Origin of the sequence: Streptomyces sp. NPDC020845 (assembly GCF_044334165.1) — a bacterium.
Classification (GTDB): Bacteria; Actinomycetota; Actinomycetes; order Streptomycetales; family Streptomycetaceae; genus Streptomyces.
Genome location: NZ_JBIRSJ010000012.1, coordinates 131,444 through 144,321, shown reverse-complemented (window position 1 = coordinate 144,321; position 12,878 = coordinate 131,444). Strand labels below are relative to the sequence as shown.

General features: G+C 72.2%; 8 protein-coding genes. 5 read left to right on the top strand and 3 right to left on the bottom strand.

Annotated elements, in window-relative coordinates:
* Nucleotides 1–123: 123 nt before the first annotated feature.
* Both ACH4U7_RS31220 and ACH4U7_RS31215 read left to right on the top strand, forming a co-directional pair.
* Nucleotides 124–318: a hypothetical protein gene (locus ACH4U7_RS31220; RefSeq protein WP_398531118.1), complete on the top strand. Its 195-nt coding sequence runs from the start codon at nucleotides 124–126 to the stop codon at nucleotides 316–318.
* Between the two features lie 242 nt (nucleotides 319–560).
* On the top strand, nucleotides 561–3,680 hold the full coding sequence (locus ACH4U7_RS31215) for an AAA family ATPase (RefSeq protein ID WP_398531117.1): 3,120 nt from the start codon (nucleotides 561–563) through the stop codon (nucleotides 3,678–3,680).
* A 197-nt stretch (nucleotides 3,681–3,877) separates the two neighbouring features.
* On the opposite strand, the gene ACH4U7_RS31210 is transcribed toward ACH4U7_RS31215, so the two are convergent.
* The 3 genes from ACH4U7_RS31210 to ACH4U7_RS31200 all read right to left on the bottom strand — a co-directional run bounded on the left by ACH4U7_RS31210 (nucleotide 3,878) and on the right by ACH4U7_RS31200 (nucleotide 6,431).
* Nucleotides 3,878–4,063: a DUF6191 domain-containing protein gene (locus ACH4U7_RS31210; RefSeq protein WP_089510972.1), complete on the bottom strand. Its 186-nt coding sequence runs from the start codon at nucleotides 4,061–4,063 to the stop codon at nucleotides 3,878–3,880.
* 80 nt (nucleotides 4,064–4,143) lie between these two features.
* Nucleotides 4,144–5,328: a PQQ-dependent sugar dehydrogenase gene (locus ACH4U7_RS31205; RefSeq protein WP_398531116.1), complete on the bottom strand. Its 1,185-nt coding sequence runs from the start codon at nucleotides 5,326–5,328 to the stop codon at nucleotides 4,144–4,146.
* A 104-nt stretch (nucleotides 5,329–5,432) separates the two neighbouring features.
* Nucleotides 5,433–6,431 carry an aldo/keto reductase gene (locus ACH4U7_RS31200; protein ID WP_398531115.1) on the bottom strand — a complete coding sequence of 333 codons (999 nt, stop codon included), beginning with the start codon at nucleotides 6,429–6,431 and terminating at the stop codon, nucleotides 5,433–5,435.
* A 73-nt stretch (nucleotides 6,432–6,504) separates the two neighbouring features.
* Between ACH4U7_RS31200 and ACH4U7_RS31195 the strand changes: the two genes are divergently transcribed.
* The 3 genes from ACH4U7_RS31195 (at nucleotide 6,505) to ACH4U7_RS31185 (ending at nucleotide 12,859) form a co-directional block, all read left to right on the top strand.
* Nucleotides 6,505–7,515 carry a 2-hydroxyacid dehydrogenase gene (locus tag ACH4U7_RS31195; RefSeq protein ID WP_398531114.1) on the top strand — a complete coding sequence of 337 codons (1,011 nt, stop codon included), beginning with the start codon at nucleotides 6,505–6,507 and terminating at the stop codon, nucleotides 7,513–7,515.
* Nucleotides 7,516–7,791: 276 nt separating this feature from the next.
* Nucleotides 7,792–10,788, top strand: a complete 2,997-nt coding sequence (locus ACH4U7_RS31190) for a putative bifunctional diguanylate cyclase/phosphodiesterase (protein WP_398531113.1) — start codon at nucleotides 7,792–7,794, stop codon at nucleotides 10,786–10,788.
* 214 nt (nucleotides 10,789–11,002) lie between these two features.
* Nucleotides 11,003–12,859 carry an acetolactate synthase large subunit gene (locus ACH4U7_RS31185; protein ID WP_398531112.1) on the top strand — a complete coding sequence of 619 codons (1,857 nt, stop codon included), beginning with the start codon at nucleotides 11,003–11,005 and terminating at the stop codon, nucleotides 12,857–12,859.
* The last annotated feature ends 19 nt before the right edge of the window (nucleotides 12,860–12,878 follow it).

Sequence of the window (12,878 nt, the reverse complement as noted above, 5' to 3'; positions counted from 1 at the left end):
GGTGGACCCCCCTTGCGGACGAAGGTGGAGGGGTGCTGAAGACCCCGTCACATACGGGAATCCGTCACCGAGGTCACCGAGGTCAACGTCACCGACGTCACAGACGTCATTGAGGAGAACACGATGTTCCACCACGAACTGTTCAAGGTCCGCGAGGCCGAGGCGCTGCGCGAGGCGGCCGCGTACCGGCTGGCCCGCCAGGCCCGGCGCGAGGGAAGGGGCCGATCCTCCGCCGATGAACCCGGGAGGCGGGTGAGGACCGTGGACCGGCAGGACGGCGGCCGCCGTACGCCGCGGGCGTACGGCACCGTGGCCTGACGGCCGGGCCGCGCGCCGTGCTGCCCGTACCGCGTACGGCAGGGGTGCCGCGTACGGCAGGGGTGCCGCGTACCGCGGGGGTGCCGCGTACCGCGGGGGTGCCGCGTACCGCGGGGGTTCGTGATATCGCTCACGTCGTGGCCGGCACTGCCATGGGCGCCACAGTCGCGGCCGCGACTGTGGCGCAAGGCGCAGCTCAAACCCTTACCCCGCTGTCGGACCCCTATGCGATCCTCGACGGCGTGCACCACACCTCAGTCAGCCCGGTGTTCGTCGGCCGCGCCGAGGAACTGTCCACCCTCACCGACGCGCTCGCCCGCGCCGCCGCGGGCGAGCCGCAGGTGTTGCTCGTCGGAGGGGAGGCGGGGGTCGGCAAGAGCCGGCTCGTGGACGAGTTCCTGATCGGGGCCACAGCCGCCGGGGCCACCGCCGCGGTCGGCGGATGTGTGGAAATCGGCGTGGACGGCCTGCCGTTCGCCCCCGTTTCCACCGTGCTGCGCTCGCTGCGCCGCAAGCTGGGGGACGAACTGGACCGGGCCGTCGCCGGGCAGGAGGGCGAGCTGGCCCGGCTGCTGCCCGAACTGGGCGAGACGGCCCGCGAATCGCGCGAGGAGGACAGCCGCGCCCGGCTCTTCGAGCTCACCGTCCGACTGCTGGAGCGGCTGGCCGCCGACCGGACGCTGGTCGTCGTGATCGAGGACCTGCACTGGGCCGACCGCTCCACCCGTGAACTGCTCGGCTATCTCTTCCGCTCCCTGATCAGCGCCCGGCTGCTGGTCGTCGCCACCTACCGCTCCGACGACATCCACCGCCGTCACCCGCTGCGCCCCTTCCTCGCCGAGATCGACCGGATGCGGGCGGTGCGCCGTATCGAGCTGCCCCGTTTCAACCGCTCCGAAGTCCGCGCACAGATAGCCGGGATCTACGGCGCCCGGCCCGACCGGGCGCTGGTCGACCGCATCTTCGAGCGCAGCGACGGAAACGCCTTCTTCGTCGAGGAGATCGCCCGCAGCATCAGCGAGGGCTGCGCCACGGGGCTCAGCGAATCGCTGCGCGATCTGCTGCTGGTGCGGGTCGAGGCGCTGCCCGAGGAGGCCCAGCAGGTGGTGCGCATCCTCGCCGAGGGCGGCTCCACCGTGGAGTACGAACTGCTGCGCGCGGCCGTCCGGCTCGGCGAGGACGACCTCATCGACGCGCTGCGCGCCGCCGTCGGCGCCAATATCCTGCGGCCCTCGGGCGACGACAGCGGCTACGGCTTCCGCCACGCCCTCGTCCGCGAGGCGGTGGCCGACGATCTGCTGCCCGGCGAGCGCTCCCGGATCAACCGGCGCTACGCGGAGGCGCTGGAGGCCGAGCCCGCGCTGGTACGGGCCGATGAGCGCGCCGCCCGGCTGGCCAGCTACTGGTACCACGCCCACGACCCGGCCAAGGCCCTGCCCGCCGTGCTGCGGGCCTCCGTCGAGGCCCGCCGGCGGTATGCGCACGCCGAGCAGCTGCGGCTGCTGGAGCGCGCCATGGAGCTGTGGGAGGACGTCTCCGACGAGATCCGCCAGGCACAGCGCCCTCTCGACTACGCCGAGGCGTACCCGGCGTGCAGCTGCGAGGACGAGGCGCTGCACCATCTGGATCTGCTGGCCGCGCTCGTGGTGGCGGCGAACAGATCCGGGCAGCGGGAGCGGGCGCTGACCGTCACCAACCGGGCGCTGCGCAAGCTGGACGAGAGCCAGGACCCGCTGCGGGCCGCGTGGTTCTGGACTCAGAAGTCCAAGCTGGTGGGGTCTTTGGGGCGCGGCGACGGCTGGGCCGAGCTCGGCCGGGCCGAGGAGCTGGTGCGTGGACTGCCGCCGTCCGCCGTGCACGCCGATGTGCTGGCGCAGGCGGCGGGCTGGAGCATGGTCCGCAAGCACGGGCCGGACGGCTTCGCGGTGGCCGAGCGGGCCGTGGAGCTGGCCCGGCTGGTCGGCGCCCGGAGCACCGAGCTCCACGCCCGGCTGACGCTGGGCTACTTCAAGGCCGAGTCCGGGGACATCGAGGGCGGCCTCGCCGAGATGCGGGAGGTCTGTGAGGCCGCCATCGAGATGGGCGATGTGAGCATCGTGGGGCGCTGCTTCGTCAATCTGACCTCCGGGCTCGAAGGGCTCGGCCGGTCGGCCGAGGCGGTCGAGGTCGCCGAGAAGGGCGTGCGGATACTGGACCGCTTCGGGCTGCCGGACTCCCTGGCGTGGGTGTTCGGGAACATGGCCGAGTCGCTGCTGTCGCTGGGCCGCTGGGCCGAGGCGGAGGAAGCCGCGGTCACCACCCGGCGCCTGGCGATCGGCAACAAGACGTGCCGTATCGCGCTGAACCGCTTTGCCCGGCTGGCGCTGGCCCGGGGCGACTGGGACACCGCGGAGCGCGAGCTGGCGGTGGCCCGGGAGCAGCAGGAGGACCTCATCCCCGAGCCGCAGTTCTCCATTCCGCTGACCCACCTCTTCCTCCAACTCGCGGCGGCCCGCGGCCGGATCCTGGAGGTCCGCCGGCTTCTCGACCAGACCTTGGAGGACGGCCTCCGCATCGGCATGCAGCGCTACACCTGGCCGCTGCTGGTGGCCGCCGCCGCGGCCGAGGCGGACGCCCGCGGGCTGCCCGCCGCCGAGCCCGGCCGGGCCGAGGCGCTGGCCCGGATCCGGGCGGCCGCCAAGCGGGTCGCGCAGCCGGTGCCGGTGTGGCGGGCCTACGGCCTGCTGCTGGACGCCGAACTGGCGCGCGCCGAGGGCCACGACGACGCCGACCGCTGGGCGGACGCCGTGACCGCCTTCCAGCGGCTGGACCGCCCGCACCCCCTGGCCCGGGCCCGCTTCCGCTGGGCGGAGGCGCTGCTGAGCTCCGGCGCGGCCCGCGAGCGGGTCGCCGAGCCGCTGGCGGCGGCACACGCCGCGGCGGCCCGGCTGGAGGCGCGCCCGCTGCGTGAGGGGATCGAACTGCTGGCCCGCCGCGCCCGGCTCCCGCTGCCCCCCGGCCCCGGTTCCAACCCCGGCTCCGGTCCCAGATCCGGCGTCGGCCCCAGTTCCGGCCCCGTATCCACCCCGCTCGCCGCCCTCCCCGCGAGCGCGACCAGCCAGCCGGACCCTGCCGCCGAGCCCACCGACCCCGCCGAGGCCCTTGGGCTCACCCCTCGCGAGCGCGATGTGCTGCGGCTGGTGGCACTGGGACGCAGCAACCGCCAGATCGCCGAGGAGCTGTTCATCTCGCCGAAGACGGCCAGCGTGCATGTCTCCAACATCCTGGCCAAGCTGGAGGTCTCGGGCCGTGGCGAGGCAGCGGCGGTGGCACACCGGTTGAGGCTGGTGGACGGTCTGGCGGACGAGGCGGCCGCACGCTGAGCCGACGGGCGCCGACCCGCTCCCGAGGGCGCACCGAGGGCGCGCCGGGGGCGTGGCGGCTGAGCTTCGACCGGGCTCTGTCCGACTGGGCTCTGACCGGGCTCTGTCGGATTGGGCTCTGGCTGGGGTCAGGCCCGGCGGATCCGGGGTCGGGCCTGGCCGGGCTCAGGCTTGGCGGGGCTCAGCCCTGGTGGAGCTCAGCCCTGGCGGGGACGGATGACCACCTGGCCGGATTCCAGGTCGATCGGCCCCTTCCACGGGTTGTCGCCGTTGCCCACGTCGTCCACGGTCAACTCCAGCCGGTTGCGCTCTTCTTCGGTGTTCTTACGGCCCGGCGAGAACAGTTCCTCGATGATGTTGAACACGGCGACCCCCAGGGGCAAACGACTCCCGCCAGTCTAAGCGCTGCCCCGCTGATCCCCCCGGGCCCGTTGTGTGACCTTCCGCCCAGCGGCCCTTGCCGTCAGGAGATCTCCAGCTTCAGAATCCGGTCGTCCTCCTTCCCCGGTTTCCCGCGCCCGTCCGTATTGCTCGTCGTCACCCACAGCCCGCCGTCGTCCGTCGCCACCACCGACCGCAGCCGCCCGTACTTCCCGTCCAAGAACGACTGTGGCTTCCCCGCGGGCCGGGCGCCGTCCAGGGGGATGCGCCACAGCCGCTCCCCGCGCAGCCCCGCCACCCAGATCGAGCCCTTGGCGTATGCGATACCGCTGGGCGAGGCGTCCTTCGGCTTCCACTGCTCGACCGGATCGACGAACCCCTCCTTGCCGGCCTTGCCCTCGGCCTCGGGCCAGCCGTAGTTCTTGCCGGGCTGGATCAGATTGAGCTCGTCCCAGGTGTCCTGCCCGAACTCGGAGGCCCACAGCCGCTTGTCCACGTCCCAGGCCAGGCCCTGCACATTGCGGTGGCCATAGGAATACACCACCGAGTCGGCCTGGGGATTGCCATGAGCCGGCTCGCCCTCCGGGGTCATCCGCAGAATCTTGCCCCCGAGCGAGTCCTGGTCCTGGGCGAGCCCGCGATCGCCGGTCTCGCCCGTGCCCGCATAGAGCATCTTGTCGGGGCCGAAGGCGATCCGGCCGCCGTTGTGAATCGAGCCCTTGGGGATGCCCTTGAAGATCGTGTCCGGAGCGCCGAGCTGGGCGCCGGCGGGGCGCTTGTCGTCGTAGGACATGCGGGCGATGCGGTTGTCCGACGAGGTGGTGAAGTACGCGTACACCATCGGATTCGCCCCGTAGTCGGGGGAGACCGCCAGGCCGAGCAGCCCTCCCTCGCCGCCGGGGCGGACGCCCGGGACCGAGCCCACCTCCGTCTTCTGCCCGCTGGACCCGTCGACCTTGAAGATCTTGCCCGTGTCGCGCGAGGCGACCAGCAGATTTCCATCGGGCAGCGGGGCCAGCCCCCACGGTGAGTCCAGCTTGGTGGTGAGCGTGCGGACCACCTTCGCCGTGCCCTTGCTGGGGGCGGCGGGCGTGGAAGAGGGGGAGGAGGAAGGCCCTCCCGAGGGCGGGGAGTCGCTGCCGGACCCGGATTTAGAGGGACCGGACGCGCTTGTGCGGCCCCCGAAGACGGGGCCCTCCCCGCCATCACCGGACGAGCAGCCCGCCGCGAGCAGCAACGCGGCAGCGGAGGCGAGCACAGGGGTCACACCAGGACGTCGCACCTTCGGTTCCTCTCCGTGGGCACATGTGCCTCGGCACGGCACTGATTCTTATACACCGCAGCCCCGCCGCCGGTTCCCGCACACCACCGCTAGTCCCACGACCCCTGCGCCGGGGGCAGCGCCGCTATCTCCGCGAAGTCCTCGTTCGTCAGCCGCAGTTCGGCCGCCGCGCAGTTCTCCGCCGCCCACCGCTCCCGCTTGGTCCCCGGCACCGGCACCACATGCCGCCCCTGCCCCAGCAGCCACGCCAGCGCGACCTGCGCCGCCGTGACCGAGTCCCCGTGCCGCCGCGCCACCCGGCGCAGCCCGGCCACGATCGGCTGGTTCGCCGCCATCATCTCCGCCGTGAAGCGCGGATGTCTGGCCCGTACGTCGTCCGGCTCGAAGCCCTGCCCCGGCGTCAGCGTCCCGCTCAGGAAGCCGTTCCCCAGCGGCATCGCGGCCAGGAACCCCACCCCGCGCGAGGCGCACCACGGCACCAGCGCCTCCAGCGCCTCTGGCGACCACACCGACAGCTCCGCCTGCACACAGCTGATCGGAAAGACCTGCTGCACCCGCTCCAGCTGGCGCACCGTGGCGTCGTGCATCCCGGCCCCGGCCCGTCGCTGCGCCCGCGCGCCCAGCGCGCACAGCCCCAGCGCCCGCACCTTCCCCGCCGCGACCAGCTCCGCCATCGCGCCCCAGGTCTCCTCTATCGGCACCTCCGGGTCGGCCCGGTGCAGCTGGTAGAGGTCGATGACGTCGGTCTGCAGCCGGCGCAGCGAGGCGTCGCAGGCCCGCTTCACATAGCCGGGGCGGCCGTTGGCCACGATGTGTGTCTCGCCCACCAGCAGCCCGCACTTGGTGGACACGAAGGCGTCCCGGCGCCGCTCCTTGAGTACCCGTCCCACCAGCCGCTCGTTGGTGAACGGCCCGTACATATCGGCGGTGTCCAGCAGGCTCGCGCCCGCGTCGAGCGCGGCGTGCACGGCGCGCACCGAGTCCTCGCCGTTACGCTGCGAAGCGGTGTATGCCCAGCTCATGGGCATACACCCGAGGCCTATCGCACCCACCTCGAGCGCCCCCGCTCCGATTCTCCTGCGCTCCACCTGGCCTGACCCCTCCCGTTTCCCGCACCAAACTAACGTCTGAGTGCGCCCCCTGATCCAATAGCCTCCAGGCATGAGCGCAGATCACAGCGACAACCCCGACAAGCCGCACCCCGACAGCCCGCTGTCCGACCCGCTGTCCGACGCCTCGCGCCCCCTCGCGTGGCTGCCGTTCCCTGCGGACGAGATCGACGGACTCCCCGACGGTCTGGAATACGCCCACTGGGACGGCGAGTCCGACTACCCCACCGACCCCGCCCGCTGCGCGTTCTATTGCCTGCCGTACATGAAGAACAAGGAGGGCGTACGGCCGCTGCCGGCCATGAAGAACCTGAGCGTCGTGCAGACCCTCACCGCCGGCATAGACCATGTGCAGCCCGCGATCGCGGAGCTGCCCCCCGGCGTGCGGCTGTGCAACGCGCGCGGGGTGCACGACGCGAGCACCGCCGAGCTGGCCCTGACCCTGATCCTCGCCTCGCTGCGCGGCATCCCCGGCTTTGTGCGCGCCCAGGACGCCGGGCAGTGGAAGCAGGGCTTCCGTCCCGCGCTCGCGGACAAGTCCGTGCTGATCGTGGGCTACGGATCCATCGGCAGCGCGATCGAGGACCGGCTTGTGCCCTTTGAGTGCGAGCGGGTGCTACGCGTCGCGCGCTCCCCGCGCACGACCGAGCGCGGTCCGGTGCACCCGATCGACGATCTGTCCCGACTGCTTCCGGAAGCCGATGTGGTGGTGCTCGTCACGCCGCTGACCCCTGCCACTCGCGGCCTGGCCGGGGCAGACTTCCTGGCCCGGATGAAGGACGGCGCGCTGCTGGTGAACGTCGCGCGCGGTCCGGTGGTCGACACCGAGGCGCTGCTCGCGGAGTTGGAGACGGGCCGGCTGCGGGCCGCGCTGGATGTGACCGACCCCGAACCGCTGCCCGCCGGGCATCCGCTGTGGCACGCTCCAGGAGTGCTCATCACCCCGCACGTGGGCGGTCCGTCGTCGGCCTTCCTGCCCCGCGCGAAGCGGCTGCTGCGCGACCAGCTGCGCCGATTCGCGGCCGGTGAACCGCTCAGTCATATCGTCACAACGACCGGATGAAATGCCCGTGGCGCCACATACAGGCACGGTATGACTGCACTCCGTATAAACAACGCCGTTGTCGGTTACGGTGCGTAGATGACCTATGTCCCTGAGTGACCAGTCTGGTGTATCGTCCCGAGCGGGGGCTGCGCCACTGACCTGACGGCGTCAGCGATGGACCGGAACTCGAGGGGGGCGACGGGCGATGTGTGGCCGATGGACCGACGACCCGACGCGACTCAGGCGTCGATTGCTAGCTTCCCGCGTTTCCGCGCGGCATTCGAAGGCCGTCCGGTGAGCGCCACCGGAGCGGTGCTCGCCCGGCCGTCGGTGTCCGGCGGCGGGGCGGGTCTGCTGCCTCAGGTCCTGCTCGCCCTTGTGTGCGGCGCGTACGCGGCGGGTGCGGCGCTCGGCTGGGGATCCCCCGAACTGGCCCTGTTCATGGGTGACTTCGGCCTGAGCGCCGCCGCCCTGGCCGCCGCCGTGTCCTGCCTGTGGTACGGGCGTGCGCGCTCCGGGCGGCTGCGCCCCGCCTGGCTGCTGTTCGCGGCGTCCTCCTTCATGGCCGCCCTGGGCAACGGCGTATGGGGCTGGTACGAGGTGGTGCTCGGCCGCCCCGTGCCCAGTCCCTCGGCCGCCGACTTCTGCTTCCTGCTCTTCGCCCCGCCCGCCATCGTCGGCATGCTGGTGCTCGCCAAGCGCCCGGTGACCCGCGCCGGCTGGATCTGTCTGGCCCTGGACGCCTGGCTGATCGCCGGTTCGCTGCTGACCCTGTCCTGGAGCCTGGCGCTCGCGCACGTCGCCCAGTTCGGCGGGGGCGGCGAGCCCGTGGCGCGCAGGGCCTTCTCGCTGGCGTATCCGCTGCTGGACATCGTGCTGATCAGCATGGTCGTCGCGGTGCACTTCCGGCGCTCCTCGGCCAACCGCTCCGCGATCAACACCGCGATCGCCGCCTTCGCGCTGACCGTGCTGTGCGATGCGCTGTTCACCTCGCCGCTGCTGCGCGAGCACTACCGCTCCGGACAGATCCTTGACGCCGGGTGGTTCGCGGGCTCCATACTGCTCGCGTACGCCCCCTGGGTGGCCCGGCGCGAGGCCGCTCAGGCCCCGCCCGCCGCCGCGATCCGTCGCCCGGCGCAGCCCAGCCGCGCAACCGCGGGCTCGCTCGCCGCCCTCGCGCCGTATCTGGCCGCCGCTGTCTGCACCCTGGGGATCCTCTACAACGTGATGGACGGCCGACCGATCGACGGGGTGATGCTCTTCACCGCCTGCGCGGTCGTGCTCGCCCTCGTCGTCCGCCAGGCCATCATGCTGCTGGACAACATCACGCTCACCCAGGAGCTCGCGGAGAAGGAGAACCACTTCCGCTCCCTGGTGCAGAGCTCCAGCGACGTCATCATGATCGCCGCGCCCACCGGCATCCTGCGCTACGTCAGCCCGGCCGCCTCCGGGGTCTACGGCCGCGACGCGGACGAACTGGTCGGCTCCGAGCTGGCCTCCCTCATCCACCCCGAGGACCTGGGCTCGGTCGTCCACGAGGTCCGCCGCTTCCTGGCCGCCTCGCCGGGGGAGGAGCCCACTACGCGCATCGAGTGCCGCTTCCGCTCCGGCTCAGGCGACTGGCTCAACGTGGAGTCGACGATCAACCGTCACCACGGCGGCCTCATCTTCAACAGCCGGGACGTCACCGAGCGGGTCCGCCTGCAGGCCCAGCTCCAGCACAGCGCCGAGCACGACCCGCTCACCGACCTGCCCAACCGCTCCCTGTTCACCAAGCAGGTCCGCCATGCGCTGGCCGGGCGGCGGCGCACCGACGCGGGCACCGCCGTGCTCTTCATCGACCTCGACGGCTTCAAGGCCGTCAATGACACCGTCGGCCACCAGGCGGGCGACGAACTGCTGGTCCAGGCGGCCCGCCGGCTCCAGGAGTCCGTGCGCTCCGGGTCCGGCGACTGCGCGGCCCGGCTCGGCGGCGACGAGTTCGCCGCGCTGATCCTCGGCGACGGCGACCGGGACCCCGCCGCCCGCGAATGCCGCATCCTGGAGATCGCCGACCGGCTGCGCGCCCGGCTCTCCCAGCCTTACCAGGTCGTGGGCGGCACCGAGGTCCGGGTAGCCGCCAGCATCGGCGTCGCCTTCGCCGAGCCCGGTATCGGCCCCGGAGAGCTGATGCGCAACGCCGACCTGGCGATGTACCGCGCCAAGGCCGCGGGCAAGAACCGGGTCGAGCTGTACGCGCCGCAGATGCAGGCCGATGTGACGCGCCGCGCCGAGTTCGCCACCCGGCTGCGCACCGCCCTGCACGACGGCGAGTTCGTCCTGCTGCACCAGCCCGTCGTCGAACTCGGCGGCGGCCGGATCACCGCCGTCGCCGCCCAGCCCCGCTGGCGTTCGGCGCAGGGCATCCTGTTCACCCCGGCCGAGTTCCTGCGGGTCGCCGACAGCGGTCGGGACAGCGGACGCGACAGCGCGCGCGACGGGGGCCGGGGCGGCGGCGAGGACGCGGCCCGCACCGCCGAGCTGGCCCGCTGGACGCTGGAGGCGGCCGTCGAGCAGGCCGCGGAGCGCCGCCGCGACGGATTCCCGGTCCCGGTGTGCGTACGGCTCCCCTCGAGCCGCCTGGTGGACAAGTCCATGCCGCCGAAGAGCGTCGAGACCCTGCTGGCCCGCCATGGCCTGCCCTCCGGCGCGCTGATCCTGGAGCTGACCGACAGCGATCCGCGGGTGCCGCTCGATGAGCTGGAGCACCGGCTGAGCGCGCTGCGGCGGCTGGGCGTCCGTATCGCCCTCGACGGCTTCGGCAGCGGATATGCCGCGATCCGGGCGCTGCGCAGGCTCCCCATCGACATGCTCAAACTGGACCGGGGGCTGGTCGAGGGCGTCGTCGAGTCCTCCCGGCTGCACAAGATCACCTCGGGGATGCTGCGGATCGCCGGCGACCTGGGCATGCAGTCCCTCGCGGAGGGGGTCGATCTGCCCGAGCAGATCGTCGCCCTGCGGGCCATGGGGTGCACCCACGCCCAGGGGACGGCCTTCTCCGGGCCGCTCGACGAGCACCGGCTGCGCCGCGCGCTCAACCGCGGCTCGTACCCCGTGACACGCTCGGAAAGCCCCGTACTGGTGGGTGGCCCGCTGCCGACCCGGCACCTCGGTCATATCGCCGCGCACGGCGCGGCGCACCCTGCGGGACATGGCGCCGGGCACGGCGCGGGGCATGGGCCGCGGCGGGCGGAGTCTCACACACATCCGCCGTCCCGCTCAAATACTGAGACGCCTGTCCCACCCACTTGACACCCGATACGCGCCGGGGGGAGGGTCGGAGCCATGCGCACCCGAATTCTCGTACTTGGAAAGCGCGTCGGCTGAGCAGGGCCACCTCATAAGCCCTGCGGACCTCTCCGGCGCGCTCCCCTCGCTTGCCTTACGGCACGAGGGGTTTTTTGTTGCACTGGCACATGTCGTACCGCTCTCCCACTCCCCGCACAGACCCTCATCCGAGAAGAGAATGCCGATGACCGAGCAGGCCACCGGGGCCCACCATCCCCAGCCGCGGCCCCGAAACGGCGGTTCCCATCCCGCCCCCGTCGAGCACGTCACGGGCGCGCAGTCCCTCATCCGCTCGCTCGAAGAGGTCGGTGCCGACACCGTCTTCGGCATCCCCGGCGGCGCGATCCTCCCCGCCTACGACCCCATGATGGACTCCACCAAGGTCCGCCACGTGCTCGTCCGCCACGAGCAGGGCGCGGGCCACGCCGCCACCGGCTACGCCCAGGCCACCGGCAAGGTCGGCGTCTGCATGGCCACCTCGGGTCCCGGCGCCACCAACCTGGTCACCCCGATCGCCGACGCGCATATGGACTCGGTCCCCATCGTCGCGATCACCGGCCAGGTCGCCTCCAAGGCCATCGGTACGGACGCCTTCCAGGAGGCGGACATCTGCGGCATCACCATGCCGATCACCAAGCACAACTTCCTGGTCACCAAGGCCGAGGACATCCCGCGGACGATCGCCGAGGCGTTCCACATCGCCTCCACCGGCCGCCCCGGTCCGGTCCTGGTCGACATCGCCAAGGACGCCCTGCAGGCGCAGACCACCTTCTCCTGGCCGCCGCAGACCGACCTGCCCGGCTACCGCCCGGTCACCAAGCCGCACGCCAAGCAGATCCGCGAGGCCGCCCGCCTGATCACCCAGGCCGAGCGCCCGGTGCTGTACGTGGGCGGCGGCGTCCTCAAGGCCCACGCCACCGCCGAGCTGAAGGTGCTGGCCGAGCTGACCGGCGCGCCCGTCACCACCACCCTCATGGCGCTGGGTGCCTTCCCCGACACCCACCGCCAGCACCTGGGCATGCCGGGTATGCACGGCACCGTCGCCGCCGTCACCGCCCTGCAGAAGGCCGATCTGATCGTCGCCCTCGGCGCGCGCTTCGACGACCGCGTCACCGGCAAGCTCGACTCCTTCGCCCCCAACGCCAAGGTGGTCCACGCCGATATCGACCCGGCCGAGATCGGCAAGAACCGCGCCGCCGACGTGCCGATCGTCGGCGACGCCCGAGAGGTCATCGCGGACCTGGTCGTCGCCGTCCAGGCCGAGCATGACGCGGGCCACACCGGCGACTACTCCGGCTGGTGGGAGGACCTGAACCGCTGGCGGGAGACCTACCCGCTGGGCTACGAGCAGCCCGCGGACGGCAGCCTGTCCCCGCAGCAGGTCATCCAGCGGATCGGCCAGCTGGCGCCGGAGGACACGATCTTCGCCGCGGGCGTCGGCCAGCACCAGATGTGGGCCGCCCACTTCATCGACTACGAGAAGCCGGCGACCTGGCTGAACTCCGGCGGCGCCGGGACCATGGGCTACGCCGTCCCGGCCGCGATGGGCGCCAAGGCCGGCGCCTCGGACCGTACGGTCTGGGCGATCGACGGCGACGGCTGCTTCCAGATGACCAACCAGGAGCTGGTCACCTGCGCGCTGAACAACATCCCGGTCAAGGTCGCGATCATCAACAACGGCGCGCTGGGCATGGTCCGCCAGTGGCAGACGCTGTTCTACAACCAGCGCTACTCCAACACCGTGCTGCACTCGGGCCCGGACGCCCCCGCCCAGACCAACTCCGGCACCCGCGTCCCCGACTTCGTCAAGCTCGCCGAGGCCATGGGCTGCATCGGCATCCGCTGCGAGGACCCGTCCGACCTCGACGCCGTCATCGAGAAGGCCAACTCGATCAACGACCGGCCGGTGGTCGTGGACTTCATCGTCCACGAGGACGCCATGGTCTGGCCGATGGTCGCGGCCGGCACCTCCAACGACGAGATCCAGGCGGCGCTCGGCGTCCGCCCGGACTTCGGCGACAGCGAAGACGACTGAGGCCGGGACCGAGAGAGAA

What these genes read in the sequence shown, in the direction of transcription:
- ACH4U7_RS31220 (WP_398531118.1), top strand. Translation starts at nt 124, where the DNA reads ATGTTCCACCACGAACTGTTCAAGGTCCGCGAGGCCGAGGCGCTGCGC.
- ACH4U7_RS31195 (WP_398531114.1), top strand. Translation starts at nt 6,505, where the DNA reads ATGAGCGCAGATCACAGCGACAACCCCGACAAGCCGCACCCCGACAGC.
- ACH4U7_RS31185 (WP_398531112.1), top strand. Translation starts at nt 11,003, where the DNA reads ATGCCGATGACCGAGCAGGCCACCGGGGCCCACCATCCCCAGCCGCGG.